This window comes from Streptomyces sp. ATexAB-D23, assembly GCF_000373645.1.
In the GTDB taxonomy this organism is placed as follows: domain Bacteria; phylum Actinomycetota; class Actinomycetes; order Streptomycetales; family Streptomycetaceae; genus Streptomyces; species Streptomyces castrisilvae.
On record NZ_KB892089.1, the window covers coordinates 132,256 to 158,250 of the forward strand.

Below are 25,995 nucleotides of genomic sequence, written 5' to 3' on the forward strand. Positions count from 1 at the left end.
GCCGGTACCTTCGGCGGGGGCGTACGGCACGATAAGGCGCCGTCGCCCGCCGGTCGTCGCCGTACCCGTCCCACCAGGAGGAACCCCGTGTCCGCCGAGCCCAAGCCGGAGATTCTCGCCGCGTTCCAGGCCGCCAAGGGCTTCATGCCGGTGGTCGAGGGGCTCGCGCTGTACGACGCCGCGGCCGGGGCGGCGGCGCTGGGCCTGCCGCTGCTGGAGGTCGGCACCTACTGCGGGCGTTCCACGATCCTGCTCGCCGACGCGGCCCGTGCGGCGGGCGTGACCGCGCTCACCGTCGACCACCACCGGGGCAGCGAGGAACAGCAGCCGGGCTGGGAGTACCACGACCCGACGGTGGTGGACCCCGAGGTCGGCCGGATGGACACGCTGCCCACGTTCCGCAGGACGCTGCACGCGGCGGGCCTGGAGGACCACGTGGTGGCGCTCGTGGGGCGCTCGCCGCAGGTCGCGGCGGTGTGGAGCGGCAGGCTCGGCCTCGTCTTCATCGACGGCGGCCACACCGACGAGCACGCGAACGGTGACTACGAGGGCTGGGCGCCGCATGTCGCCGAGGGCGGGCTGCTGGTGATCCACGACGTCTTCCCGGACCCGGCGCACGGCGGGCAGGCCCCTTACCGGGTGTATCTGCGGGCGCTGGAGTCGGGGGCGTTCACGGAGGTCTCCGTCACGGACTCGCTGCGCGTCCTGCGGCGCACGGGGCCGGGGATCTGAGGGCGGGGGCCTGCCCCGGGTGTTCCCGGCGGGTCCGTGAACGCCCCGGACGCGGCCGCCCTCGGCGGATAGCATCGCCGGGTGCGTCACGACGAGAGCGTTCCCCCCACCCCGCGCCGCCCGGTCCTGCTCGCGGCGGCGGCGGCCCTGATGTGCCTGGGTCTCGCCGGCTGCGGCGGCGACGGCGGCACCGCGCAGGCCCGGCCGGGCCCGAGCGCCACCGAGGCGGTCACCCCCTCCGCCGACCCGGCCCCGCCCTCCCCGTCCCGCTCCCCGACACCGTCGCGCACGAGCGCGTCCCCGTCCGCGCCGCCCTCGAAGCCGCCGGCCGCCCCCTCGGGCCCGCTGTCCGGCCGTACGGTCGTCATCGACCCCGGGCACAACCCGACCAACCACCTGCACACCGCCGAGATCAACCGCCAGGTGGAGATCGGGACCGGGCACAAGGAGTGCGACACCACCGGCACATCCACCAACGGGGGTTACGCGGAGGCGGCGTTCAACCTCGACGTCGCGCACCGGCTGCGGACGCTGCTGCGGGCCCAGGGCGCGACGGTGATCCTGACGTACGACGGGGACCGGGAGTTCGGGCCGTGCGTGGACGAGCGGGCGCGCATCGGCAACAAGGCGCACGCGGACGCGGTGGTCTCGATCCACGCGGACGGATCGGCCGTCGGCAACCGGGGCTTCCATGTGATTCTCCCCGCATCGGTGCGCGGCGGGGGCGCGGACACCTCGAAGATCGTCGCGCCCTCGCGCGATCTCGGTACCCGTATCGCCGGACTGTTCGTACGCAGTACCGGAAGTTCCCCTTCCAATTACGTAGGCGGCAATACCGGTTTGGACGTCCGCAAGGATCTTGGCGGACTTAATTTGTCGACCGTGCCCAAAGTCTTCATCGAATGCGGCAACATGCGTGATCCCGAGGACGCCGCCCTGCTCACCAGTCCCGGCTGGCGCCAGAAGGCCGCCCAGGGCATCGCCGACGGCATCAGCAGCTTCCTCAAGGGGTAGGCAAGAGGTGGTTCTGCGATGAATTCGGGAGGATGTCCGCGCACCAACCGGGCAGGAACACAACCCGGCCGATCAGACGATAGATTCATCCGTACGATGGGGAGCCGTTCCCGAGCTACGTGCCGTGCCCGCCGTAGACGCGGTGCCAGCGACGACCGCCCCGACGAGACGACCGACTAAGGACCTTCACGTGAATATCCGCTCCCTCACTCGAGGCGATGGCGTGGTGATCGGAGCAGCGGTCGTGCTGTTCATCGCCTCTTTCCTCGACTACGTCGACTACGGAAGCAGCCGCATCGACGCGCCCAACTCCTGGGACTCCCTGGGCAACGGCATCGGCGTCTACATGGTCGGGGTGATCGGAGCGGCACTGATCGTGCTGTCCCGTTCGCAGCCCCAGCCGCGCAAGGTCCTCGGACTCGACCTCGCCCCGTTCGGCGTCGCCGCCACGGTCTTCACGGCGTGGAACATGTTCTGGACGATCATCGACCTCGGCCAGATCGACGCCGGCGCCGGTCTGATCCTCGGCTTCATCGCCTCCCTGGTGCTGGCCGGCGGCGCGGTCGCCGCCCCGCTGGTCCCGGCCCTCAAGGCCCCGCTCGCGGGCGCCCCGAAGCCGCAGGCCGTGCCGCCGTACGGCGCCCAGCCCGGCCAGGGCTACGGCTACCCGGGCGGCCCGCAGGCCTCCTTCGGCGGTCAGCCGGGCCAGCCCCAGCCGTACGGTGCCCCGCAGCAGGCCGGTCAGCCCGACGCCCAGCAGGCGCAGGCCCCGGCCCCGCAGGCCCCGGCGGCCGGCGGGCAGTCCGGTGAGTTCACCCCGTTCTGGTTCGCGGTGCCGGTGGCCCGCCAGCTGTACAACGAGGACGGTTCGCAGGCGCCGATCGCCGAACTGGCGCCGGGCACCTGGTACCTCGCGGTCGAGCAGCGCGGTGCCGCGCTGATCGCCCAGACGCAGGACGGCCGTCGCGGCGTCCTCCAGGACACCACGGGCATCCAGCGCGGCTGACGCCCCGCGCCCAGCCGGCGGCCCTTCGCCCCTTCCGGGCGGGGGGCCGCTGCCGTACCCTCCCCGGCATAGCTGATGACACGTCAGAATCCCGGGGAGGCAGCGGAATGCGGCTCGGACTCGCTCTCGGTTACTGGGGCCGCGGCCCGGACGCGGCCCAGCTGGAGCTGGCGCGCGCGGCGGAGGACCTGGGCTACGCCTCGGTGTGGACGTCGGAGGCCTGGGGTTCGGACGCCTTCACCCCGCTGACCTGGATCGCCGCCCACACCTCCCGCATCCGCCTGGGCACGGCCATCGCGCAGATGGCGGCCCGCACCCCCACCGCGACCGCCATGCACGCACTGACCCTCGACCACCTCTCCGGCGGCCGGATGATGCTCGGCCTCGGCCTCTCGGGCCCGCAGGTCGTGGAGGGCTGGTACGGGCGCCCGTTCCCGGCGAGCCCGCTGACCGCGACCCGCGAGTACGTGGACGTGATCCGCCAGGTGCTGCGCCGCGAGGCCCCCGTGGAACTGGACGGCCGCTTCCACCCGCACCCGTACCGCGGCCCGGACGCCACCGGCCTCGGCAAGGCGCTGAAGCCGATCACCCACCCGCTGCGTGCCTCCCTCCCGGTACTGCTGGGCGCGGAGGGGCCGAAGAACATCGCGCAGACCACCCGGATCGCGGACGGCTGGCTGCCGCTGTACTGGTCACCGGAGCGCACCGACGTCTACGAGGCCGCGCTCACCGGCCTCCCCGAGGGCTTCATGGTCGCGCCGATGGCACGGGCCCGGGTCTGCGACGACGTGGCCGAGGGCCTGCTGCCGGTGAAGGCGATGCTCGGCTTCTACATCGGCGGCATGGGCGCCGCCGCCCGCAACTTCCACGCGGATCTGATGGCGCGGATGGGCTACGAGGAGGAGGCGCACCGCATCCAGCGCCTGTTCCTCCAGGGCCGCAAGGAGGAGGCGGTGATGGCCGTGCCCGACGCGTTCGCCGACGAGATCTCCCTGGTCGGCCCGAGGGAACGGATCGCGGAACGCCTGGAGGCGTGGCGCGCGGGCCCGGTCACCGACCTGCTGGTGACGGCGCCGGACCCGGACACGCTGCGGGTGCTGGCGGAGCTCAACCAGCAGCGCGCTTAGGGACTTCGCCCTCGCGGGTCCAGTCGAGCAGTTCACCGGCCGGCCAGGTGGTGACCACGCGTTCCGGTGGGACCTCGCACTCCTCGGCGCGGGCACAGCCGTATGCCTGCCAGTCCAGCTGGCCCGGTGCGTGGGCGTCGGTGTCGACGGCGAACAGGGTGCCCGCCGCGACGGCCCGGCGCAGGAGGCGGCGGGGCGGGTCCAGGCGTTCGGGCCGGCTGTTGATCTCCACGGCCGTGCCCGACTCGGCGCAGGCGGCGAAGACCTCGTCCGCGTCGAAGGTGGACTCGGGGCGGCCCCGCCCGGTGAGCAGGCGGCCGGTGCAGTGGCCGAGGACGTTCGCCCGCGGGTGACGGACGGCGGCGAGCATGCGCCGGGTCATCGGGGCGGGGTCCATGCGGAGTTTGGAGTGGACGGAGACCACCACGAGGTCCACCTGCTCCAGCAGGTCCTCCTCCTGGTCGAGGGTGCCGTCGAGGTTGATGTCGCACTCGATGCCGGTGAGGAGCCTGAACGGAGCCCAGCGCTCGTTGAGTTCGGCGATCTCGGCGAGCTGCCGGCGCAGCCGCCGCGGCGAGAGGCCGTTCGCGACGGTGAGCCGGGGCGAGTGGTCGGTGAGCACCGTCCACTCGTGGCCCAGCTCGGCGGCGGCGCGGCCCATCTCCTCGATGGGGCTGCCGCCGTCCGACCAGTCGGAGTGGGTATGGCAGTCGCCGCGCAGCAGGGAGAGCAGGTGCTCGCCGCCCTTCGCGAGCGGGCCCGCGCTCCGGGCCCCGGACTCCAGCCGGTCCAGGTAGCCAGGGGTCTCGCCGGCCGCCGCCTCGCGGATGACCTGGGCGGTGCGGGGGCCGATGCCCTTGACGCGTTCCAGTGAGCCGTCCGCCAGCCGCCGGTCCAGTTCGCCGTCGTCCATCGCGGCGACGGTCCGCGCGGCGGTGCGGAAGGCCTGGACGCGGTAGGTGACCGCGCTGTCGCGCTCCAGCAGGAAGGCGATCCGCTCCAGGGCCCCGACCGGGTCCATCGGCACCTCCTCGTGCGGGACGGGGCGGTTTCGGCCGCCCCGTCCAGCTTGGCCCAGCACCGCCCGGCCCGCACACCGGAGGGCCTGCCGTCCTCAGCCGAAGGACGTGCGCGCCAGCCAGAGGTCCAGCAGCGCGGCGTCGCCCAGCACCTCCACCCGGTCGCTGTCCGGGGCCAGGCGCCGGTTGAAGACCAGCATCAGGTCGGTGAGCGGCCCCCGCAGCGCCACGTTCGCCTTCCCGTGCGCCCGGCGCCAGGTGACACCGTCCTCGCCCAGCTCGATCAGCCATTCGGCGTCGGGCACATCGGTGGCGTGCAGATGCAGGGAGCGCCCGGCCCCGCGCAGCTCGGCCATCTCCGGGTCGCCCTGGGCCTGGGCGAAGGCGACGATCTGGAGCCACTCGTCGATCGTGTCCGCGGCCAGCTCGGGGGACATCGTGTACGGGACCTTCGCGGTGAGGGCCGCGTCCGCGAGGTGGACGACGGTCTCCAGGGCCATGCGCCGCGACCAGAAGCCGGCGCGCCGCTCCCAGGCCCAGCTCCACACCTCGGCCTCCGGCCCCGCCTCCCGCAGCGCGGCGGCGGTCCCGGCCGCCCCGTCCGCGAGCCAGGCGTCGAGCGCGTCGGGGCCGTCGCCCTCGGGGGTGTGCGCCGGCACCTTCTCGGGGGCGACCGCCTCGGTGGCGCGGGTGCGGACGATCTCGCCGGCCCAGCGGTGGGCGCGGCCGACGTGCTGGGCGAGTTCGCGCAGCGTCCAGTCCGGGCACGTCGGCACGGTGGCGTCGAGGTCGGCCCCCTTGATCGTCGCCCTCAACTCACCGGTCAGCCGGACGATTTCATCGCAGTAGCGCTCATGCGCGCGAAGATCCATGCTCGGACCCTAGTGCGATCGAGGCTCCCCCACATGCGGATATCCGCCGGGCCGCGAGCCGTCCGGGTTTCGGCGCGGCGAAAGGGGCAACGCGGAGTCCATGTCCTACAGCAGAGGCAGTGGAAGCATCACCGCGGCACGTGTCATCGCCGTGGTGGCCGACGTCATGGCCTTCATCATCGGCCTGTGGATCCTGATGTACCTGCTCGACGCGAACCGGGGCAACGAGCTGGTGGAGTTCGTACGCGACACCGCACGGTGGCTCGCGGGCTGGTCGCACGACCTGTTCACCTTCGACCGGGCCTGGGCCAACGTCGTCGCCGGATACGGCCTGGCCGCCCTGGTGTACCTGTTCATCGGGCACGCCGTGGCAGGCCGTATCCGGCGCTGACGGAACCTCCCCGGAGCCCTCAGCCGCAGCAGTCCGGCTCAAGGCCCTTCGGGAGCCGTTCACCGCTGAAGACCGCGGTGGTCGCCTCGTCGCCCCCGAGCGCGGCCACCGCCAGCAGGAGCGAACCGGCCGTCCACGAGGTGTGCTCCTCGGGCCAGAACGCCCGGTTGCCCTCGAAGACGTACCCCGTCCAGTACATGCCGCCGTCCGCCCGCAGGTGCTGGATGGACTGGAGGATCTCCAGCGCCCGGTCCGACTCGCCCATGACCCAGAGGGCGAGGGCCAGTTCGCAGCTCTCGCCGCCGGTCACCCACGGGTTGGGCAGCACACAGCGCACCCCGAGGTCCGGGACGACGAAACGGTCCCAGCCCTCCTCGATCCGCTCCTTGGCGGCCGTGCCGGTGACGGCACCGCCGAGGACCGGGTAGTACCAGTCCATCGAGTACTGGCTCTTGTCGAGGAAGCGTTCCGGGTGGCTGCGGATCGCGTGGGCGAGCGCGCCGGTCGCCAGCTCCCAGTCCGGCTGGGGCTCCTCGCGGCGCTCGGCGATGGCGAGCGCGCAGCGCAGCGCCTGGTGGATGGAGGAGGAGCCGGTCAGCAGCGCGTCCGTGACGGGCGTGCCGTCGGCCTCCCGCTTCCAGCCGATCTGGCCGCCGGGCAGCTGGAGCCGCAGGACGAACTCGACGGCCGCGAAGACCGTCGGCCACATCCGGTCGACGAAGGCGTCGTCGCCGGTGGCGAGGTAGTGGTGCCAGACGCCGACGGCCACGTAGGCGCAGAAGTTGGACTCCAGGCCGAGGTCGGTCGGCCGCAGCGGGTCGCCGTCGTGGTAGGCGGCGTACCAGGAGCCGTCCTCGTTCTGGTGGCGGGCCAGCCACTCGTACGCGCGTTCCGCGGCGGCGTGCTCACCGGCGGCGTCCAGGGCCATGGCGGCCTCGGTGTGGTCCCACGGGTCGAGGTGGTGGCCGCGGAACCACGGGATCGCGCCGTCCGGGCGCTGCACGGCGAGCACGGCGGCGACGGTCTCGGTGGCCTGCGCGGCGGTGAGGACTCCGGGCAGGACGAGGTGTTCGGTCCGCTCGGGAAGGCTCACGCCTCGGCCTCGGCTGCCGCGGCGACGGGCAGGTGCGGCTTGGTCGCGTAGGCCACGAAGCTCTTGCCGACGACCGGGTTCAGCAGTTGCTCGGTGATCCGGGTGGCCAGCGGCTTCTTCATGATGTCCCAGACCAGCAGCTTGTGGTACGCCCGCACCGGCAGCGCCTTGTCATTGTCGACCCCGAAGGCGCACTTGAGCCACCAGTACGGGGCGTGCAGGGCGTGGGCGTGGTGGGTGCCGTACGGCTTGAGGCCGGCGCCGCGCATCCTGCCCAGGAGTTCGTCGGCCTTGTAGATGCGGATGTGGCCGCCCTCGACCTCGTGGTAGGCGTCGGAGAGGGCCCAGCAGACCTTCTCGGGGCCGTAGCGCGGGACGGTGACGGCGATCCGGCCGCCGGGCCTGAGGACCCGGACCATCTCGGCGAGCACGCCCTTGTCGTCGGGGATGTGCTCCATGACCTCGGAGATGATCACGACGTCGAAGGACTCGTCGGGGAACGGCAGGTTCAGCGCGTCGCCCTCCATCGCGGTGGCGGTGGCGCCCTCGGGTGCCTCCCCGGCCTCCTTCATCGCGGCGAACCACTTCGCGACCTCGCGGATCTCCTCGCCGTTCTGGTCGAGGGCCACCACCTGGGCGCCGCGCCGGTAGCACTCGAAGGCGTGGCGTCCGGCGCCGCAGCCCAGGTCGAGCACTCGGTCGCCTGCGGCGAGCGGGAAGCGGGTGAAGTCCACGGTCAGCACGAATGCCTGCTTTCGCGGTCGGGGTCGGGAGGGTGGTCAGGGGGTCAGGGGCCCGGCGGGCGGGCCGGGTTCATCGCCGGCCGCCGGGGCCGGTCGCGGCGCGGGCGGCGATCGCCTGCCGGTAGAGGGCGGCGGTGCCCATCGCGGCCTGCTTCCAGGTGAACCGGGCGAGCACCCGCTCGCGCCCAGCGGCCCCGAGCCGGGCGCGCAGCCCCGCGTCGCCGAGCAGCCGGCCGAGCGCGTCCGCGAGGGCGCCGGGGTCGGCGGGCGGCACCGCGAGGCAGGTCTCGCCGTCCGCGCCGGCCACCTCGGGGATCGCTCCTCCGGTGGTGGCGACGAGCGGGGTGCCGGTGGCCATGGCCTCCGCGGCGGGCAGCGAGAAGCCCTCGTACAGGGAGGGGACGCAGGCGATCTGGGCGCCGCGCACCAGGTCGACCAGCTCGGTGTCGCTGATGCCCTTGACGAACTCGACGGCGTCCGTGAGCCCGTGCCGCTCGATGGCCTGGGCGACCGGCCCGTCCTCGGCGCGGCGCCCGACGACGACGAGGTGGGCCGCGGGGTTGCCGGTGCGGAGCTTGGCGAGGGCGTCGACGAGGTGGACGAGGCCCTTGAGCGGGACGTCGGCGCTGGAGGTGGTGACGATCCGGCCGGGGACCTCGGCGACCGAGGGGTCGGGCGACCACAGGTCGGTGTCGGCGCCGATGTGGACGACCTGGACGCGGCGGGGGTCCACGCCGAGGTGGTCCACGATCTCCTGCCTGGAGGAGCCGGAGACGGTGAGCACGGACGGCAGTCGGCGCGCGACCCGCTTCTGCATGCGGGTGAAGGCGTACCAGCGGCGTACGGAGGCGCGGCGGCGGCGGTTGGGGGCCGCGTCCAGGTCGAGCTGCCGGTCGACGGTGATGGGGTGGTGGATCGTGGTGACCAGCGGGGCGCCGAGGTCGCCGAGCAGCCCGTAGCCGAGCGTCTGGTTGTCGTGGATGACGTCGAACTCGCCGCGGCGGGCGGCGAGGTGGCGCCGGGCCCGCAGGCTGAAGGTGAGCGGTTCGGGGAAGCCGCCGGTCCACATGGTGGCGACCTCCGCGGCGTCGATCCAGTCCCGGTACTCGCCGCGCTTCGGGGTACGGAACGGGTCGGGCTGCCGGTAGAGGTCGAGGCTCGGCAGTTCGGTGAGCGGGACGCCCTCGTCGAGCACGGGGTAGGGCTGCGCGCCGATGACTTCGACGCTGTGGCCGAGGCGGGCGAGCTCCCGGGCGAGGTGGCGTACGTAGACGCCCTGTCCGCCGCAGAAGGGGTTGCCCTTGTACGTGAGGAGTGCGATGCGCAGGGGGCCGTCTCCGTCGCCCGTGCCCGACGTACCCGGGCCCGTGCGGGGGCCCGACTCTATGGCCTCAGCGGTCACACTCGGCCCCCTTCTCACTGCGTGTTCGCCGGAGCGTAACCGCTCACGCTAATCTAGAACAAGTTATAGACCGGGTCGTTCAATGAGCTACGAATCTACCGGCAGGTAGCGACGGTGCAACGGCGGGATCAGGTGATTCGCGCCACGGCACACACCCTGGCATGCTGTGCGCCGCCGCACCGGCCGTCGCGCCCTCGCGGACGCGGACGCAAGCCACGGGGATGGGACACATGACAGCGGAAGCCAGACCGGCATCGCCGCCCCTGACGGAACGCCAGGAGGCCCGCCGCCGCCGCATCCTGCACGCCAGCGCCCAGCTCGCCGGCAAGGGCGGTTTCGAGGCCGTCCAGATGCGCGAGGTGGCGGAGGCCGCCGGGGTCGCCCTCGGCACCCTGTACCGGTACTTCCCGTCCAAGGTCCACCTCCTCGTCGCCACCATGCAGGACCAGCTCCAGCACATGCACACGACCCTCCGCAAGCGCCCCCCGGCCGGGGACGACGCGGCGGCCCGGGTCACCGACACCCTGATGCGGGCCTTTCGCGCGATGCAGCGCGAACCGCACCTCGCGGACGCGATGGTCCGGGCGCTGACGTTCGCGGACCGCAGCGTGAGCCCCGAGGTGGACACGGTCTCGCGGCTCACGACCGCGATCATCCTGGACGCGATGGGGACCGGCCACCCGACGCCGGAACAGCTCTCCGCCGTCCGGGTGATCGAGCACACCTGGCACTCGGCGCTGATCACCTGGCTCTCGGGCCGGGCGTCGATCGCGCAGGTGCGCACGGACATCGAGACGGTGTGCCGGCTGATCGGCCTGTCGGCGCCGGACCCGGCCCCCTGACCCGGGCGGGCGCCTGCCATGTGCGGCGCCCACACGCCCCGGGGGCCAGGTGGGGTGCCCTGCACCATATCGACGACGGCACGGTGTTCATACGGTTCGGCGACATCACAGGAACACGCCGAGGAGCCGGTCACCATGCCCCGCACAGCCCGCAGATCCCTCAGAGCCCTCACCCCCGTCCGTACCGTCGCCGTCCTGGCCGCGGCCGGCCTGCTGCTGACCGGCTGCACCGCCGCCGGGAAGGCGGGCGGGTCCGACTCCGCGGAGTCCGCCGACGACTCGGCCGTGAAGGTCGGCCTGGTGTACTCCAGGACCGGGCTGCTGGCCGACTACGGCAAGCAGTACCGCGACGGCTTCATGGCCGGCCTGGACTACGCCACCAAGGGCACCCGCAAGGCCGGCGGCCACCCCATCGAGGTCACCGAGCAGGACGACGCGGGCGACCCGGGCAAGGCCGTGTCCGCCGCGAAGAACCTCATCGGCAAGGGCTACAAGGTGCTGGCCGGCACCACCGACTCCGGTGTCGCCCTCCAGATGGCCCCGCTCGCCGCCCAGAACAAGGTGCTCTACGTCTGCGGCCCGGCCGCCACCGACGCGGTGACCGGCATCAACGACTACACCTTCCGCTCCGGCCGCCAGTCCTACCAGGACATCCTGACGGCGGGGACGATGCTCGGGGACGCCAAGGGCAAGAAGGTCACGGTGCTCGCCCAGGACTCCACCTTCGGCCAGGCCAACGTGGCCGCCGTCAAGGCGGTGCTCGGCGAGAAGGGCGCGAAGGTGGGCTCGGTGCTGGCGCCGCCCAGCGCGACGGACCTGACGCCGTTCGCCCGGCAGGTCAAGGCGGGCGGGCCCGACCTGGTCTTCGTCGCCTGGGCCGGGTCGACCGCCCCGGCGCTGTGGACCGCACTGGACCAGCAGGGCGTACTCGGCGCGAGCAAGGTGGTCACCGGCCTGGCCGGCACCGCCTCGTACCCGGTCTTCGGGGCCGCCGGCTCCAAGGTGTCGTTCCTGGCGCACTACTTCCCGGGCGCGGGCGGTGACAACGCCGTGGAGAAGGCGATGCTGGACGCGGTGAAGAAGGACGGCGGCCGGCCCGACCTGTTCACCCCGGACGGCTTCACCGCGGCGCAGATGGTCGTGCACGCCATCGAGGAGGGCGGCGCCACCGACACCGCCGCGATGGTGAAGGCGCTGGAGGGCTGGAGCTTCGACGGCGTCAAGGGACGGACCCGGGTGCGCGGCGAGGACCACGCGCTGCTCCAGCCGATGTTCGTGGCCAAGCTGGACGGCAAGGGCGAGACGGCCGAGCCGAAGCTGCTGGACACCCAGCAGATGGACGCCGTGGCCCCGCCCGTGAAGCCCGCGGCGGGCTGAACCGTGACCGCACCCCACACCCTCGGGCAGACGCGCCCGGCGGACAGGGAGACGCCCGTGCTCCGGCTGGAGGGACTCGGCTGGAGCGTCGGCGGCGCCACCATCGTCCAGGACGTCACGCTGAGCGTCCGCGAGGGCGAGTTCCTCGCCTTCATCGGGCCCAACGGGGCGGGCAAGACCTCCCTGTTCAACCTCATCAGCGGGCTGAACCTGCCGACCGCCGGCCGCATCGAGCTGGACGGCGCCGAGATGACGGACCGGCCCGCGCACGTGCGGGCCAGGCACGGGGTCGGCCGGACGTTCCAGACGTCCAGCCTGTGGCCCGCGATGACCGTCGCCGACCACGTCCGGCTCGCCGCGCAGGCGGCCCGGGGCGGCTCGTACCGGCTGTGGCGGCGCGCCGAGGCGTACCCCGCCGAGGTGGCCGGGGTCCTGGAACGCACCGGGCTCGGCCACCGGGCGAAGGCCACGGCCGCCGAACTGTCGCACGGCGAGAAGCGGAAGCTGGAGCTGGCCGTGCTGCTGGTGGGCGAGCCCCGGCTGATGCTGCTCGACGAGCCGATGGCCGGAGTCAGCGCCGAGGAGGTCCCCGCCCTGACCGAACTCATCCGCACCCTGCACCGGGAAGAGGGGCGCACGGTCCTCATGGTCGAACACCACATGGACGTCCTGCTGGGCCTCGCGGACCGGCTCGCCGTGATGCACCACGGCCGGCTGCTCGCCCTGGACACCCCGGAGGCGGTCACCGCCGACCCGACCGTGCAGCAGGCCTACCTCGGGGAGGGGCTTTGACGGAGCGCCCCCTCCTGGACGTCAGGGACCTGCGGGTCCTGATCGGCGGCCGGCACATCCTGCACGGCGTCGACCTGGACGTCACCGCGCACGGCGTCACCGCGCTGCTCGGCCGCAACGGCGCCGGGAAGACCACCACCGTGCGGGGCGTCCTCGGGCTCGTCCCGCGCGCCGGCAGCGTCCGGCTCGACGGCGAGGAGACCGTGGGCCTGCCCACGCACGCCCTGGTCCGGCGCGGTGTCGGCTACGCCCCCGAGGACCGGGGCATCTTCGCCGGGCTGACCGTCGCGGAGAACCTGCGGCTGGCCGAGCGGCGCGGCGCGGGCGAGCCCGCGTACGGCCTGGTCCACGAACTCTTCCCCGAACTCAAGCAGCGGGCCCGGCAGTTGGCCGGGACGCTGTCGGGCGGGCAGCAGCAGATGGTCGCCATCGGGCGCACCCTGCTCAACACCAACCGGCTGATCATCGCCGACGAGCCCACCAAGGGCCTGGCGCCGAAGGTCGTCACCGAGGTGGCGCAGGTACTGGAGCGGGCCGCCGAGGCGGTACCGGTGCTGCTCGTGGAGCAGAACCTCGCCGTGGTGCGCCGGCTCGCCGGGCACTGCGTGGTCCTCGCCGACGGCCGTACCGCCCACCGGGGCCCGGCCGCCGAGCTGCTGGGCGACGCGGAGGCGGCCCGCACGCTGCTCGGCGTGGGGCACGGCCCGCTCCCCGCACACCCTTCCGTGAAGGCGGATTCCTGATGTCCACCCTCGTCCTGCTCACCATGACCGGACTCGGTCTGGGGGCCCTCTACTTCCTCGTCGCGTCCGGACTCTCGCTGATCTTCGGTCTGATGGACGTGCTGAACTTCGCGCACGGGGCGCTGCTGTCCATCGGCGCGTACGGCACCTGGTGGGCCGCGTCCGGGAATCTGCCCGGCGCGGGTCCCGGCGGGGCCGGTTTCGTGCTGGCGGTCCTGTTCGGTACGGCGGTGGGCACCGCCGCCGCCGTGCTCCTGGAACTCGCCGTCGTCCGCCCGCTCTACACCCGGCCGCGCGAGCAGGTGCTCGCCACGGTCGGGGTGGGGCTGGCCGTGCCCGCGCTGCTCTCCGGCATCTGGGGCTCGGACGCCCACACCTTCCCCGGGCCCGAGGCGCTGGGCGGGACCTTCGGGCTGCTGGGCGCGCAGGTCCCCGTCAACCGGCTGGTGCTGGTGGGGGCGGCGGTCGTGGTGCTGGTGGCGCTGCGGCTGTTCCTCGGCCGGACCCGGCACGGCCTGGTCGTCCGGGCGGGGGTCGAGGACCGGGCGATGGTCACCGCGCTCGGCATCGACGTCCGCAAGGCGTTCACACTGGTCTTCGCGATCGGCGGCTGCGCGGCGGCGCTCGGCGGGGCGCTCGGCGGGCTGTACTTCGGCTCGGTCGACCCCCACCAGGGCACCTCGCTGCTGATCTTCGCGTTCGTCGTCGTGGTCACCGGCGGCATGGGGTCGGTGACCGGCGCCGCCGTGGCGTCCGTGGTCATCGGCCTGGTCCAGCAGTTCGCCAACTACTACACCGCAGCGGGGCTCGGCGATCTGGCGGTCGTCGTCCTGCTCGCCGTGCTGCTGCTGATCCGGCCGCGCGGACTGACGGGGAGGCTCGCGTGAGCACCGCCACCGACACACCCGACCGCACCGCCGGGCGCCCGGCGAAGGCCCCGGCCCCGGCCGGGCGGACCCGGCCACTGCGCTGGTGGCCGGCCGTCGTCCTGCTGGTGCTGGTGGTCGCGCCGTTCAGCGCCGTACCGGTTCCGGGCGTGCTCGACGGGCCCCTCGGCTCGGCGGGCAGTCTGCAACTCCTGGCGACCTGCCTGCTCTTCGGCGCCCTGGCCACCGGCTACGACCTGCTGCTCGGGCGGACCGGGCTGCTCTCGTTCGGCCACGCCCTGTACTTCGCGGCGGGCAGCTACGCCACCAATCTGTTCCTGCTGGAGGCGGGGCTGCCGTTCGCCCTCGCCACCGTTCTCGGGCTGCTCTTCGGGATCGCGCTCGCGCTGGCGCTGGGGTCGGTGAGCCTGCGCGTCACCGGCATCGGCTTCTCCATGGTGACCCTGGCGTTCGCTCAGGCGGGCTCGATCCTGGTGTCCCGCGACCCCGGCGGGATCACCGGCGGCGAGGAGGGCCGGGCGGCCCCCTCCGACCTGCTGCCGTCCTCTCTCGTCGGCATCGACAACACCGCCAACCTGTACTGGATCGCGCTGGCCTACCTCGTCCTCACCCTGGGGGTCGTCCACTGGGCGGTCCGCTCCCCCACCGGCCGGGTCTGGGAGGGCATCAAGGAGAACGAGCGCCGGGTGGAGGTGCTGGGCCTGAAGCCGTACGGGTTCAAGCTGACGGCGTTCGTGGTCGCGGGCGGGCTCGCGGCGCTCGGCGGGATCGTGCACCTGCTGCTGACGGGCGGTTCCACCCCGCAGACGACCACCTCCGACTTCACGCTGTCGCTGCTGGTGATGGTGGTGCTCGGCGGCTCCGGGACCCGCTGGGGCCCGATGGTCGGCGGCATCCTCTACACCTGGGCCGACCACCGGCTCGGCGACCTGGCCGGTTCGGGCGCGGTCGCCGATCTGCCGGCGGTGCTGCGCGTACCGCTCTCGCAGCCGCTGTTCCTGCTGGGCGTGCTGTTCGTGGCCGTGGTACATCTGCTGCCCGGCGGCCTGGCCCGGCTGCCGTCCCGGCTGCGGGCCGCATCGAACCGGAAGGAGACCGGAGAGCAGTGACTGCGCACCCGGAGTACGAAGAGATCGAGGTCCCCGTGCGCGGGGGCGCGTTGGCGGCGCTGCGCTGGCCGGCCGCCGACCCGGACGCCCCGGTGGTGGTGGCGCTGCACGGCATCACCGCCAACGCGCTGTCCTGGGCGGCGGTGGCCCGGCAGCTGGCCGGCCGCGTCACGCTGATCGCCCCGGACCTGCGGGGCCGGGCCGGCAGCGCGCACCTGCCGGGGCCGTACGGCATCGGCGCGCACACCGACGACATCGCCGCCCTCGCCGAGGCCCTGGGCCCGGACCGGGTGGTGCTGGCGGGCCACTCGATGGGCGCGTTCGTGGCGGCGCTGGCCGCGGTGCGCCACCCGGACCGTTTCGGGCCGCTGCTGCTCGTGGACGGCGGCATCGGCTTCCCCGCCCCCACCCATCTGACCCCGGACGAGCTGATGACGGCGGTGATCGGCCCGGCGATGGACCGGCTGTCGATGACCTTCCCGGACCGGGCCGCCTACCGCGCGTTCTGGCAGGCCCACCCGGCGTTCGCGGACGCCTGGTCGGACGAGGTGGACGCGTACATCCAGCGCGATCTGACGGGCGAGGAGCCGGAGTTGCGCTCGACCTGCCGGATCGAGGCGATCCGCACGGACGGGGTCGGCCTGTTCGACGAGGAGGTCCTCTCGGCGGTGCGGAAGCTGCCCGCCGACGCGGTGCTGCTGTGGGCGGCGCGCGGCCTGATGGACGAGGAGCAGGGCCTGTACGACGAGGGCCGGCTGACCGCCGCCGGCCTGGGCGGGACCCGGGTGGAGCCGGTCGCGGTGCGGGACGTGAACCACTACACGGTCCTCACGGGCGACCGGGGCGCGCGGGAGATCGCGGACCGGCTGGTGGCGTTCGCGCGCGCCTGACCGGGAACGGCGGGAGGGGCCCGGCACACCGTCCGCCGGGCCCCTCCCGCCGTGCGTGTCAGGTGGTGCAGCCGCTGTCGGCGATGACGAAGTAGCCCGCCGGGGTCTCCTTCAGGGTGTGGCTGACGAAGAGGTTGTACAGGCCCATGTTCTCGTCGGAGCCGTTGGCGTAGACGTACCCGCCGGAGGTGTGCGCCCGGCCGGCCGTGACGTGGGCGTAGTTGGAGGCGGTGTAGCACGCGGCGGGGTCGGGCGTACCGGGGTCGCCGCCGTCACCCGGGTCGCCACCGTCGCCGGGGTCCCCTCCATCGCCCGGGTCACCGCCGTCGCCGGGGGCGGTGCCGTCGTCCAGGCCCCAGAAGACGCCCGTGTAGTACGAGGAGCAGATGGAGTTCAGGAAGTAGGCGGCCGTCGAGCCGCACTGCTGGTCGCCGGAGCCGGGGGCGACGGCCAGGCCGTGGCCCATGCCGGAGATCGAGTACATCTGCACGGCCGGCTTGCCGGAGGCGTCGTTGTAGACGGTACGGGTGGTGCTGCCGGGCAGGGTGTCGGTGGACGACGGGGTCTGGCTGATGCCCCAGACGTTGGTCCACTGGTCGCGCAGGGCCGTGGCGTTGGCCGGGTAGACCGTGTAGTCCGAGGTGCCCTGCCAGATCGCCACCCGGGGCCACGGGCCGCTGTAGCCGGGGTAGGCGGCGCGGACCTTGTCGCCCCACTGCGCGGGTGTCTGGCTCTGCGGGCCGTACTGGCAGGTGGAGGCGGCCACCTGGCTCGTCGCGCACTGGGCGGGCAGCCCCGAGGCCACCGAGCCGCCGGCGAAGACGTCCGGGTAGGCGGCGAGCAGGTCGGCGGTCATCCCGCCGCCCGCCGAGAGTCCGGTGACGTACACCCGGCCCGCGTCGGTGCCGTAGGTCTGCTTCGCGTAGTCGACCATCTGCACGATGGACGCGGCCTCGCCCTTGCCCCGGGTGTCGTCGGCCGGGTCGAACCAGTTGAAGCAGGACAGCGCGTTGTTCGCGGAGGTGGTCTGCGGGAAGACGACCGCGAAGCCCCACTCGTCGGCGAACTCGGGCCAGCCGGAGTTGGTGTAGTACGCGTCGGCGCTCTGGGCACAGCCGTGCAGCGCGACGACGAGGGGGGCGTTGCCGGGGAGCCCGGCCGGGGTGTACGCGTACATCTGGAGGTTGCCGGGGTTGGAGCCGAAGCCGGTCACCTGCTGGAGGCCGGAGGCGGCAGCCGCGGGCTGCGCGGCGGTGGTGGCGCTCAGCGTCGCGGCGAGCAGGCCGAGGGCGGCCGTGGAGGCGACGCGGCGGAAGAGGCGTTTCAGGATCGTTGGACGCACGGGGCTGCATCTCCCTGTCGTGGGGGTGGGCGGTCCGATGGGTTGCTGCCGGAACCTACGAGCAGCGCACGCCCCCGCCCATGTGGCAGACGGACACCGGCGGGCCCCGGCTGTGTGCGGCCGTTCCCTTGCGCCGCGCCCGGGACCGGCGCGGGGGCCGCCCCGGCGGGGACCGGCACCACGTACGCCGCCACCATGCCGGGGCGGGAGGGTGTGTGCACCGGCGCCATGTGACACGGGCCGCCGCGTACCTACGGTGACGGCCATGGAGACTTCCCGCAGACCGGATCACGAGCCCGCCGCCCCCGCGCCCGGCGGACCGACGCAGGCGCCCGCAGTACCCGTCCTGGCCGGGCGCACCGCGCTGGTGACCGGGGCGGCGAGCGGGATCGGACGGGCCTGCGCCCAGGCGCTCGCCGCGGCGGGCGCCCATGTGCACGTGGTGGACCGGGCCGGTGAGGCGGCCGGGCTCCTGGCCGATGAGATCGGCGGGACGCCCTGGGTGGTGGACCTGTCCGAGCCGGCGGTCGTGGACACCCTGCCGGCCGATGTGGACGTGGTGGTCAACAACGCGGGGCTCCAGCACGTGGCCCCGGTGCACACGTTCCCGCCGGACCGGTTCGCCCTGATCCAGCGCGTGATGGTGGAGACCCCGTTCCGCGTCTTGCGCCGGACCCTGCCGGGGATGTACGAACGCGGCTGGGGGCGCGTGGTCAACATCTCGTCGGTGCACGGGCTGCGCGCGAGCCCGTACAAATCGGCCTATGTGACGGCCAAGCACGCGTTGGAGGGGCTGAGCAAGGTGGTCGCGCTGGAGGCGGCGGAGCACGGGGTGACGAGCAACTGCGTCTGCCCCGGTTACGTCCGCACCCCGCTGGTCGAGAACCAGATCGCCGACCAGGCCCGGACGCACGGCATTTCGGAGGAGGAGGTGGTGGAGCGGGTGATGCTGGAGCGCAGTGCGATCAAGCGCCTGATCGAGCCGGCGGACGTCGCCGACGCGGTCCTGTGGCTGTGCGGCCCGCGCACCGGTCACATCACCGGCTCCTCGCTCTCCATGGACGGCGGCTGGACCGCGAACTGACCCGCCTGACACACCCCCGAGGAACTCTGGACGCCATGCCTGAACCGCTCCCCTCCGCCGCACCCCACCTCCGGCGCCTGTTCGACCTGCTGGCCGACGACGCGCCGGCCGAGACGCTGGGGGCGGTCTCCTCGCAGGCCCGGGGGGACGGGGTGCCCGCCGAGGAGCTGGCGGAGGTGGAGCGGGCGACGGCGACCGCGCTGCGGATCAGGAGTGTGCTGCGCCAGCACCGGCGGCGCGAGCTCCAGCTCACCGCGCTCTTCGACACGGCGGGCGACCTCGCCGCCTCCCGCGACCTGGACGACGTGCTGAAGGCGATCGTGCGGCGGGCCAGGATGCTGCTGGGCACGGACACCGCGTATCTGACCCTCCCGGACGAGGAGGCGGGCGACACCTACATGCGGGTGACGGACGGCTCGGTCTCGGTGCTCTTCCAGCGGCTGCGCCTGGAGCTGGGCGAGGGGCTCGGCGGTCTGGTGGCGCAGACGGCGAGCCCGTACGCGACACCGGACTACCGGACCGACGAGCGCTTCCGCCACACCCGCAACATCAATGCCGGGGTCCTGGACGAGGGCCTGGTCGCGATCCTGGGCGTGCCGCTGCTGCTGGGTTCCAGCCGGGGCGGTACGGGAAAGGTGATCGGCGTCCTGTTCGCGGCGGACCGGGCGCCCCGGGTCTTCAGCCCCGACGAGGTCGCCCTGCTCTGCTCGCTGGCCGCGCACGCCGCGATCGCCATCGACACGGCCCGCGCGCTCGCCGACACCACATCGGCCCTCGCCGACCTCGCGGAGGCCAACGCGGAACTGGCCGAGGCCAACGCCTCCGTGCGGGCGCACTCGGCGGCCATGCGGCGGGCCGAGGAGTCGCACGACCGGCTCACCGACCTGGTGCTGCGCGGCCGGGACGTCAGAGACGTGGGGGCGGCCGTGGCCGGGCTGCTCGGTTCACCGCTGACCATCCACGACCCGGGCGGCCGCCCGCTGGCCGCGGTCCGCCCGGACGGTACGGGCTTCGCCGCCGACAGCATGGACGCCGGGTGGCTGGCGGAGGCGGCCGAGGAGTCGCGTACGGGGGCGCGGGCCGTGCACCGCGACGGGCGGGTGGTGTGTGCCGTGCTCGCCGGCCAGGAGCTGCTGGCCGGTCTGGTGCTGCACCGCGGCCGCCCGCTGGACGACTCCGACCGGCGGCTGTTCGAGCGGTCGGCGGTGGTGACGGGGCTGCTGTTGCTGCTGCGGCGCACGGTGGCCGAGACGGAGAACCGCATACGCGGCGAGCTGATCGCCGACCTGCTCACCGACAGCGGCCGCGATCCGGCGGGCCTGGCCGAGCGTGGGCGCAGGCTCGGCATCGACCTGGACCGCCCGCACCTGCTGCTGGTCGCGGAGACCGAGGCGCGCGAACGGCTGGCGCCCGCCGCGATGCGCTTCCTGTTCGGCGGCGAGAACCAGGGCGTGAGCGCCGAGCACGCGGGCGCCGTGGTGCTGCTGACCGAGTACGGCGGTACGGGCGCGGGCGCGGCGGCCCGTGCGGCGGCGGCCCAGCTCGGGCAGCTGGCCCAGGCCCCGGTCACGGTGGCCGCCGCCGGTCCGGCCCGGGGCCCCGAGGAGCTGGCCGCCGCCTACGCGGAGGCGGCGCGCTGTCTGCGGGCGATGGGGGTGCTGGGGCGTGCGGGCGAGGGCGCGTGCGTGGAGGAGCTGGGCTTCCTGGGCGTGGTGCTGGGCAACGCGCGGGACGTCGACGGGTTCGTGTCGGCGACGCTGGGACCGCTGCTGGAGTACGACGCCCAGCGCGGCACGCATCTGGTGCGGACGCTGAGCGCGTACTTCGGCGCGGGCGGCAGCCTGATCCGGGCCAAGGACGAGCTGCATGTGCACGTGAACACGGTGGTGCAGCGCCTGGACCGCATCCAGGTGCTGCTGGGCCGCGACTGGAACGAACCGGACCGGGCGCTGGAACTGCAACTGGCGCTGCGGCTGCATCTGCTGTCGGGGGCCGGCCGTTAGGGCCTGTCCGGCGGATCTTCGTGGATCAGCCCGCGGGGCCCTTCGTTCGGATCGGAAGGGCCCCGGTCCGCTACTCCTCCGGCGGGAACACCACCTCTCCGGTGCCGGCCAGGGTGAGCGTGATCGCCTCGACCGGGCAGCCCTCGGCGGCGGCGAGCACGCGTTCGTTGGCGTCGGCCTCCGCGTCGACGGGGTGGGACTGGCGGGCGGAGTCCAGCCGGAAGCCGTCCGGCGCGTGGTTCACGCACATCCCCGAGCCGATGCAGACCCCCCGGTCGACCTCGACGCTCCAGCGGTCCCCCATCAGGCTCCGCTCCCGTATCCGGCGGGCAGATGGATCATCTTGTGCTCGAAGAACTCGCCGTACCCCTCGGGCCCGAACTCCCGTCCCAGGCCGGAGTTCTTGTAGCCGCCGAACGGGCCGAGCATGTCCAGGCTGAAGGTGTTGACGCTGTACGTGCCCGTCCTGACCCGGCGGGCGATGTCGATGCCGCGCTCGGTGTCGGCGGTCCAGACGCTGCCGCTGAGCCCGTACTCGGAGTCGTCGGCGATCCGGACGGCCTCCTCCTCGTCCCCGTACGGCAGCAGGCAGATGACCGGGCCGAAGATCTCCTCGCGGGCGACGCGCATGGAGTTGTCGACGTCGCCGAGGAGCGTGGGCTCGACGTACCAGCCGCGCTCCTGCGAGGCCGGGCGGCCGCCGCCGGTCAGGAGCTTGGCGCCCTCGTCCTGGCCGATGCGGATGTAGTCCAGGGAGCGCTGCTGCTGGCGGCGGGCGACGAGCGGGCCGAGTTCGGTGGCGGGGTCGAGCGGGTCGCCCACCTTGAGCGCGCCGGCCGCGGCGGCGAAGGCCTCGGCGCACTCCTCGTACCGGGAGCGCGGCACGAGGATGCGGGTCTGGGCCACGCACGCCTGTCCGTTGATCATCCAGGCGAAGGGCACGATGCCGGCGACGGCCGCGTCCAGGTCGGCGTCGGGCAGGATCACGGCGGCGGACTTGCCGCCCAGCTCCAGCGTGACGCGGGTGAGGTTGCGGGAGGCGACCTCCATGACGCGGCGGCCGGCGGCGACGGACCCGGTGAAGGACACCTTGTCGACGCCCCCGTGCCCCACCAGGTATTCGCTGACCTCGCGGTCGGCGGGCAGGATCGACAGCACGCCTTCGGGCAGCCCGGCCTCGGCGGCGATCCCGGCCAGCAGGTAGGCGTCCAACGGCGTCTCGGGCGACACCTTCAGGACGGCCGTGCACCCGGCGAGCAGCGCGGGCGCGAGCTTGGCGGCGGCGGTGAACTGGGGCACGTTCCACGGGACGACGGCCGCGACGACCCCGACCGGCTCCCGGCGTACGAGCAGCGGCCCGAGCGCCCCGTCCCTGCGCTCCTCGTAGGAGAAGGAGCGGGCGACGGTGAGGGCGGCGTCCCACACCATCATCGCGGCCAGCGCCTGCACCATGACGCTCGACGTGTACGGGGTGCCGTTCTGCGCGCTGATGACCCGGGCCATCTCCTCGTACCGGGCGGCGAAGGCGTCCTTGATGCGGGTGACGACGGCGATCCGCTCGTCCAGGCTCGTCCTGGGCCAGGGGCCGTGGTCGAATGCCTGCCGGGCGGCGGCGACGGCCCGGTCGACGTCGGCCTCCGCGGCGTGCGGGACGCGGCCGATGACCTGCTCGGTGTGCGGCGAGACGACCTCGATGACGTCCCGGCCGAGCGGATCGGCCCACTCCCCGCCGATGAACAGTTTTCCGTGTTCGACAAGCTCGCTCATGGCTGCTGCCTTCCGCGACGCGGCACGTGATCCGGCTCGGCGACCCGCCCCGCGACCGAATCTGACTGACAGTCAGAACTGATACCAGTTCCTGTTGCAGGAGTCCACCCCGTACACCGCCACCGAAGGGCGGGCGACCGGCCCCGGGGCTCCCGCTGCAACAAGTTCTCGTTACAGTGGGCGTGGCGCGTCGTGGTCGCAGCCGGACGCCGCCGATACCGCGCAGAGATGGGGAGTCCATGACGCAGGTGATCAATCACGGTGGCGGTGTCCACAGCATCAAGGTCCCCATCCCGGACAACCCACTGGGCCACACCCTGGTCCACCTCCTGGACACCGACCGCGGACCGGTCCTGATCGACACCGGCTGGGACGACCCGGAGGCATGGGACACCCTCACGGCGGGCCTGGCCTCCGTGGGCGTGGACGTGGCGGACATCCACGGCGTGGTGATCACCCACCACCACCCCGACCACCACGGCCTCTCCGGGCAGGTCCGCGAGGCTTCCGGTGCCTGGATCGCGATGCACGCGGCGGACACGGCGATCGTGCGCCGCACCCGCGAGTCGGAGCCCGGCAGCTGGCTGTCGTACCTGGCGGCGAAGCTGACGGCGGTCGGCGCCCCCGGGGACCACATCGCCCCGCTGCTGGCCGCCCGCGAGCAGGGCGGCCGCATGCGCACCCTGCCGGGACTGCGGGCCGCGCTCCCGGACCGCGAGATCGTGCCGGGCGAACTCCTGGACCTCGCGGGCCGCTCGCTGCGCGCGATCTGGACCCCGGGCCACACCCCCGGCCACGTCTGCCTGCACCTGGAGGAGGAGCACCCGGCGAACCTCCCCGGCCGGGGCCGCCTCTTCTCCGGCGACCACCTGCTCCCCGGCATCAGCCCGCACGTGGGCCTGTACGAGGACCCGGACGACGCGACGGTCACCGACCCGCTCGGCGACTACCTCGACTCGCTGGAACGCATCGGCCGGCTGGGCGCGTCCGAGGTGCTGCCCGCCCATCAGCACGCCTTCGCGGACGCGGCGGGCCGGGTCCGCGAGCTGCTGGACCACCACGAGGAGCGCCTGACGGGGCTGCTCGCCCTCCTCGCCGAACCGCTCACCCCGTGGCAGCTGGCGGAGCGCATGGAGTGGAACCGCCCCTGGGCGCAGATCCCCCACGGCTCCCGGAACATCGCCGTTTCGGAGGCCGAGGCGCATCTGCGGCGGCTGGTGAAGCTGGGCCGGGCCGAGGCGGTGGCGGGGAGCGAGCCGGTGACGTACGTGGCGGTGTGACGGGGAGCGGGCCCGGTCACGGGCCCGCGGTACCGACGGGGACTCCGGCGAGGGGACGCGGTACCGGCGGGGGGACGCCGGCGCGGTACCGGCGGGGGGACGCCGGCGGGGGGACGCGCCCTCCCCTCACCTGGTACAACACCCCCGTACAACGCTTCAGCGGGCTCGGGAGTCATCCTTGTCCGACCCCCGCGACCCAGCACTTCACCTGGAGTTCCCGAAAATGCCCCGTTTCAGCATTGTCATCCCTGTGTTCAAGGTTCAGGGATACCTTCACGAGTGCCTGGACTCGGTCCTGGGGCAGTCGTTCCGGGACATCGAAGTGATCGCCGTCGACGACTGCTCCCCGGACGCCTGCGGGGCGATCATCGACGAGTACGCGGCCCGCGACGCCCGTGTCGAGGCGGTGCACCTGCCCGAGAACGTGGGCCTGGGGCGGGCGCGGAACGCGGGGCTGGGACACGCGCGGGGCGACTACGTCCTCTTCCTCGACAGTGACGACGCCTACGCCCCCGGCCTGCTCCAGGCGCTCGCGGACCGGCTCGACGCGGTGGGTGAGCTGGACATCCTCGTCTTCGACCACGTGCGCACCCACTGGTACGGCAGGGGCCCGCGCAGCCAGACCGCGGACCTGGTCGCGCGCGCGGGCACGGACGTCTTCCGCGTCGAGGACCGGCCCGAGTTCATCGAGCTGTTCCTGGTGGCCTGGAACAAGGCGTTCCGCCGCGAGTTCTTCCTGAAGGAGGGCTTCCAGTACGCGCCAGGACTGTACGAGGACGCGCCGGTTTCCCACCTGGCGATGGTCACGGCCGAGCGCATCGGCTGCCTGGACCGGGTCGGTGTCGAGTACCGCCAGCGCCGCCACGGCGCGATCACGAAGACGCCGGGCCGCAGGCACTTCGACATCTTCGCGCAGTACGAGGGGCTGTTCGCCGCCCTCGCCGAGCGCCCCGGACTGGCCTGGGCCCAGAGGCTGCTGTTCGAGCGGGCCATGGACCACATGCTGTTCGTGATCAAGCGCCCCGACCGGGTGCAGGCCGGCGACCGCAAGGAATTCTTCGCCCTCACCGCGGACTTCTACGCGAAGCACGTCCCGGCGGGTTTCACGCCGCCGGGCGGGGCGGTCGGGGCCGCCATGCGCGCCCTGGCCAAGCGGTCGTTCAGCACCTACCGGGCGGCCGAGTTCGCCGTGCGGGTCAGGAGAAGGGGCCCGAAGAAGGCCGTCAGGATCACGGACGCGGCGAGCAGGCGGGCGTCTGCGGGCCTGTACACCGTGCACCGCCGGCGCCCCCTGGATCCGGACCTCGCCGTCTACACCTCGTACGGGAACGGGCTGCCCTCCTGCAACCCGCTGGCGGTCTTCGAGAAGGCCAGGGAGCTGGCCCCGCGGGTGCGCGGTGTGTGGCTGGTGCGCGAGGAGTTGGCCCCCGAGGTGCCCGAGGGCATCGACCACGTGGTCCGCGGGTCGCGCCGCTACTGGGAGGTGATGGCCCGCGCCACGTATTTCGTGAGCAACGAAGACTTCCCGGACGGCATCGTCAAGCGCCCGGGGCAGGTCTACGCGCAGACACACCACGGCACCCCGCTCAAGCGCATGGGCCTGGACCGCAAGGCCCATCCCGCCGCCGCCCGGAACATCGACTTCGGCCGTCTTCTGGAGCGGGTGGACCAGTGGGATCTCAGCGTCTCCGCCAACCAGCACTCCACCGCGCAGTGGGAGCGCGTCTACCCCGGCGCCTTCGAGTCCCTGGCCACGGGCTATCCGCGCAATGACCGCTACTACACCGCCGGCGCCGAGGACGTCGCCGCCGCCCGTGACCGGCTGGGCATCCCGGCCGGGAAGACCGCCCTGCTGTACGCGCCGACCCACCGCGACTACCGCAAGGAGTGGACGCCTCCCTTCGACCCGGCGCGGCTGGCCGAGACGCTGGGCGAGGACTTCGTCCTGCTGGTCCGGCCCCATCGCCTGGACAGCGGGAGCCCGCTGCCGGCCGAACTCGCCGGGCACGACCGCGTGATCGACGTGTCCCGTCACCCGTCGGTCGAGGAGCTCTGCCTCGCGGCGGACGCGCTCGTCACGGACTACTCGTCCGTCGTCTTCGACTACGCCAACCTCGACCGCCCGATCGTCGTCCACGCCGACGACTGGGCGACCTACTCGCACGTGCGCGGGGTCACCTTCGACCTGCTCTCCGGTCTCCCCGGCGACACCCCCGGGCCCGTGACGGCCACCGAGGAGGAGCTCGCCGACGTCTTCCTCAGCGGTCGCTGGCGCGGCCCCGAGTCCACGGCGCTGCGGGCCGCCTTCCGTGAGCGCTTCTGCCAGTACGACGACGGGCACGCCGCCGAGCGCGTCGTGCGCCGCCTCTTCCTCTCCCAGGACCCGGGCCCCGCACCGGTCCCGCTCGCGGAGCGCACCCCGGCGCCCGCGCCCGGTACGGCGTAGGGCGGGGTTCTCCCCGGTCGGCCGGGTGCGGGCG

General features: G+C 73.4%; 24 protein-coding genes. 16 read left to right on the top strand and 8 right to left on the bottom strand.

Going from position 1 to position 25,995, the window contains the following annotated elements; translation table 11 throughout:
- Positions 1–144: 144 nt before the first annotated feature.
- The 4 genes from B082_RS0134715 to B082_RS0134730 all read left to right on the top strand — a co-directional run bounded on the left by B082_RS0134715 (position 145) and on the right by B082_RS0134730 (position 3,879).
- Positions 145–732 carry a class I SAM-dependent methyltransferase gene (locus B082_RS0134715; RefSeq protein WP_202454225.1) on the top strand — a complete coding sequence of 196 codons (588 nt, stop codon included), beginning with the start codon at positions 145–147 and terminating at the stop codon, positions 730–732.
- An 81-nt stretch (positions 733–813) separates the two neighbouring features.
- Entirely contained in the window at positions 814–1,746 is a 933-nt protein-coding gene (locus B082_RS0134720) for an N-acetylmuramoyl-L-alanine amidase (RefSeq protein WP_018556379.1), read from the top strand.
- Positions 1,747–1,969: 223 nt separating this feature from the next.
- A complete protein-coding gene (locus B082_RS0134725; protein WP_018556380.1) occupies positions 1,970–2,752 on the top strand; it encodes a DUF5336 domain-containing protein in 783 nt (260 codons plus the stop codon).
- Between the two features lie 107 nt (positions 2,753–2,859).
- A complete protein-coding gene (locus tag B082_RS0134730) occupies positions 2,860–3,879 on the top strand; it encodes an LLM class F420-dependent oxidoreductase (protein ID WP_018556381.1) in 1,020 nt (339 codons plus the stop codon).
- On the opposite strand, the gene B082_RS0134735 is transcribed toward B082_RS0134730, so the two are convergent.
- Together B082_RS0134735 and B082_RS0134740 are read right to left on the bottom strand one after the other, a co-directional pair.
- Entirely contained in the window at positions 3,860–4,900 is a 1,041-nt protein-coding gene (locus tag B082_RS0134735) for a PHP domain-containing protein (protein WP_018556382.1), read from the bottom strand. The genes B082_RS0134730 and B082_RS0134735 overlap by 20 nt on opposite strands.
- 93 nt (positions 4,901–4,993) lie before the next feature.
- The gene (locus B082_RS0134740) at positions 4,994–5,770 is read right to left on the bottom strand and encodes a maleylpyruvate isomerase family mycothiol-dependent enzyme (protein WP_018556383.1); all 777 of its coding nucleotides are present in this window, start codon (positions 5,768–5,770) and stop codon (positions 4,994–4,996) included.
- A 100-nt stretch (positions 5,771–5,870) separates the two neighbouring features.
- Between B082_RS0134740 and B082_RS0134745 the strand changes: the two genes are divergently transcribed.
- Positions 5,871–6,161 carry a hypothetical protein gene (locus B082_RS0134745; protein ID WP_018556384.1) on the top strand — a complete coding sequence of 97 codons (291 nt, stop codon included), beginning with the start codon at positions 5,871–5,873 and terminating at the stop codon, positions 6,159–6,161.
- A gap of 19 nt (positions 6,162–6,180) precedes the next feature.
- On the opposite strand, the gene B082_RS0134750 is transcribed toward B082_RS0134745, so the two are convergent.
- The 3 genes from B082_RS0134750 to B082_RS0134760 all read right to left on the bottom strand — a co-directional run bounded on the left by B082_RS0134750 (position 6,181) and on the right by B082_RS0134760 (position 9,399).
- Positions 6,181–7,254, bottom strand: a complete 1,074-nt coding sequence (locus B082_RS0134750) for a prenyltransferase (RefSeq protein WP_018556385.1) — start codon at positions 7,252–7,254, stop codon at positions 6,181–6,183.
- Positions 7,251–7,997 carry a class I SAM-dependent methyltransferase gene (locus B082_RS0134755; RefSeq protein ID WP_018556386.1) on the bottom strand — a complete coding sequence of 249 codons (747 nt, stop codon included), beginning with the start codon at positions 7,995–7,997 and terminating at the stop codon, positions 7,251–7,253. The genes B082_RS0134750 and B082_RS0134755 overlap by 4 nt, the downstream gene beginning before the upstream one ends.
- 70 nt (positions 7,998–8,067) lie before the next feature.
- On the bottom strand, positions 8,068–9,399 hold the full coding sequence (locus B082_RS0134760) for a glycosyltransferase family 4 protein (RefSeq protein WP_018556387.1): 1,332 nt from the start codon (positions 9,397–9,399) through the stop codon (positions 8,068–8,070).
- Between the two features lie 230 nt (positions 9,400–9,629).
- On the opposite strand from B082_RS0134760, the gene B082_RS0134765 reads away from it, so the two are divergent.
- The 7 genes from B082_RS0134765 (at position 9,630) to B082_RS0134795 (ending at position 16,039) form a co-directional block, all read left to right on the top strand.
- Entirely contained in the window at positions 9,630–10,241 is a 612-nt protein-coding gene (locus B082_RS0134765) for a TetR family transcriptional regulator (protein WP_018556388.1), read from the top strand.
- A 135-nt stretch (positions 10,242–10,376) separates the two neighbouring features.
- Positions 10,377–11,618 (top strand): substrate-binding domain-containing protein, encoded by a 1,242-nt coding sequence (locus B082_RS0134770; RefSeq protein WP_018556389.1) that lies wholly within the window; start codon positions 10,377–10,379, stop codon positions 11,616–11,618.
- A gap of 3 nt (positions 11,619–11,621) precedes the next feature.
- A complete protein-coding gene (locus B082_RS0134775; protein ID WP_026250498.1) occupies positions 11,622–12,410 on the top strand; it encodes an ABC transporter ATP-binding protein in 789 nt (262 codons plus the stop codon).
- Entirely contained in the window at positions 12,407–13,153 is a 747-nt protein-coding gene (locus B082_RS0134780; protein WP_018556391.1) for an ABC transporter ATP-binding protein, read from the top strand. Before B082_RS0134775 ends, B082_RS0134780 begins: the two co-directional genes overlap by 4 nt.
- On the top strand, positions 13,153–14,040 hold the full coding sequence (locus B082_RS0134785) for a branched-chain amino acid ABC transporter permease (protein WP_018556392.1): 888 nt from the start codon (positions 13,153–13,155) through the stop codon (positions 14,038–14,040). Before B082_RS0134780 ends, B082_RS0134785 begins: the two co-directional genes overlap by 1 nt.
- On the top strand, positions 14,037–15,149 hold the full coding sequence (locus tag B082_RS0134790; protein ID WP_018556393.1) for a branched-chain amino acid ABC transporter permease: 1,113 nt from the start codon (positions 14,037–14,039) through the stop codon (positions 15,147–15,149). The genes B082_RS0134785 and B082_RS0134790 overlap by 4 nt, the downstream gene beginning before the upstream one ends.
- Positions 15,146–16,039 carry an alpha/beta hydrolase gene (locus B082_RS0134795; RefSeq protein ID WP_018556394.1) on the top strand — a complete coding sequence of 298 codons (894 nt, stop codon included), beginning with the start codon at positions 15,146–15,148 and terminating at the stop codon, positions 16,037–16,039. The genes B082_RS0134790 and B082_RS0134795 overlap by 4 nt, the downstream gene beginning before the upstream one ends.
- Positions 16,040–16,097: 58 nt before the next feature.
- On the opposite strand, the gene B082_RS0134800 is transcribed toward B082_RS0134795, so the two are convergent.
- Entirely contained in the window at positions 16,098–17,381 is a 1,284-nt protein-coding gene (locus tag B082_RS0134800; protein ID WP_018556395.1) for an alpha/beta hydrolase family esterase, read from the bottom strand.
- 265 nt (positions 17,382–17,646) lie between these two features.
- Here B082_RS0134800 and B082_RS0134805 point away from each other — a divergent pair, with 265 nt between their 5' ends.
- Both B082_RS0134805 and B082_RS0134810 read left to right on the top strand, forming a co-directional pair.
- Positions 17,647–18,465 (top strand): 3-hydroxybutyrate dehydrogenase, encoded by an 819-nt coding sequence (locus tag B082_RS0134805; protein WP_018556396.1) that lies wholly within the window; start codon positions 17,647–17,649, stop codon positions 18,463–18,465.
- A 35-nt stretch (positions 18,466–18,500) separates the two neighbouring features.
- Entirely contained in the window at positions 18,501–20,468 is a 1,968-nt protein-coding gene (locus tag B082_RS0134810) for a helix-turn-helix domain-containing protein (RefSeq protein ID WP_018556397.1), read from the top strand.
- 70 nt (positions 20,469–20,538) lie between these two features.
- On the opposite strand, the gene B082_RS0134815 is transcribed toward B082_RS0134810, so the two are convergent.
- Together B082_RS0134815 and B082_RS0134820 are read right to left on the bottom strand one after the other, a co-directional pair.
- Positions 20,539–20,772 (bottom strand): ferredoxin, encoded by a 234-nt coding sequence (locus B082_RS0134815; protein ID WP_018556398.1) that lies wholly within the window; start codon positions 20,770–20,772, stop codon positions 20,539–20,541.
- Entirely contained in the window at positions 20,772–22,235 is a 1,464-nt protein-coding gene (locus B082_RS0134820; RefSeq protein WP_018556399.1) for an aldehyde dehydrogenase, read from the bottom strand. Before B082_RS0134820 ends, B082_RS0134815 begins: the two co-directional genes overlap by 1 nt.
- 239 nt (positions 22,236–22,474) lie before the next feature.
- Here B082_RS0134820 and B082_RS0134825 point away from each other — a divergent pair, with 239 nt between their 5' ends.
- Positions 22,475–23,515, top strand: a complete 1,041-nt coding sequence (locus B082_RS0134825) for an MBL fold metallo-hydrolase (RefSeq protein ID WP_018556400.1) — start codon at positions 22,475–22,477, stop codon at positions 23,513–23,515.
- Positions 23,516–23,738: 223 nt separating this feature from the next.
- A complete protein-coding gene (locus B082_RS0134830) occupies positions 23,739–25,961 on the top strand; it encodes a bifunctional glycosyltransferase/CDP-glycerol:glycerophosphate glycerophosphotransferase (protein WP_018556401.1) in 2,223 nt (740 codons plus the stop codon).
- Positions 25,962–25,995 lie beyond the last annotated feature (34 nt).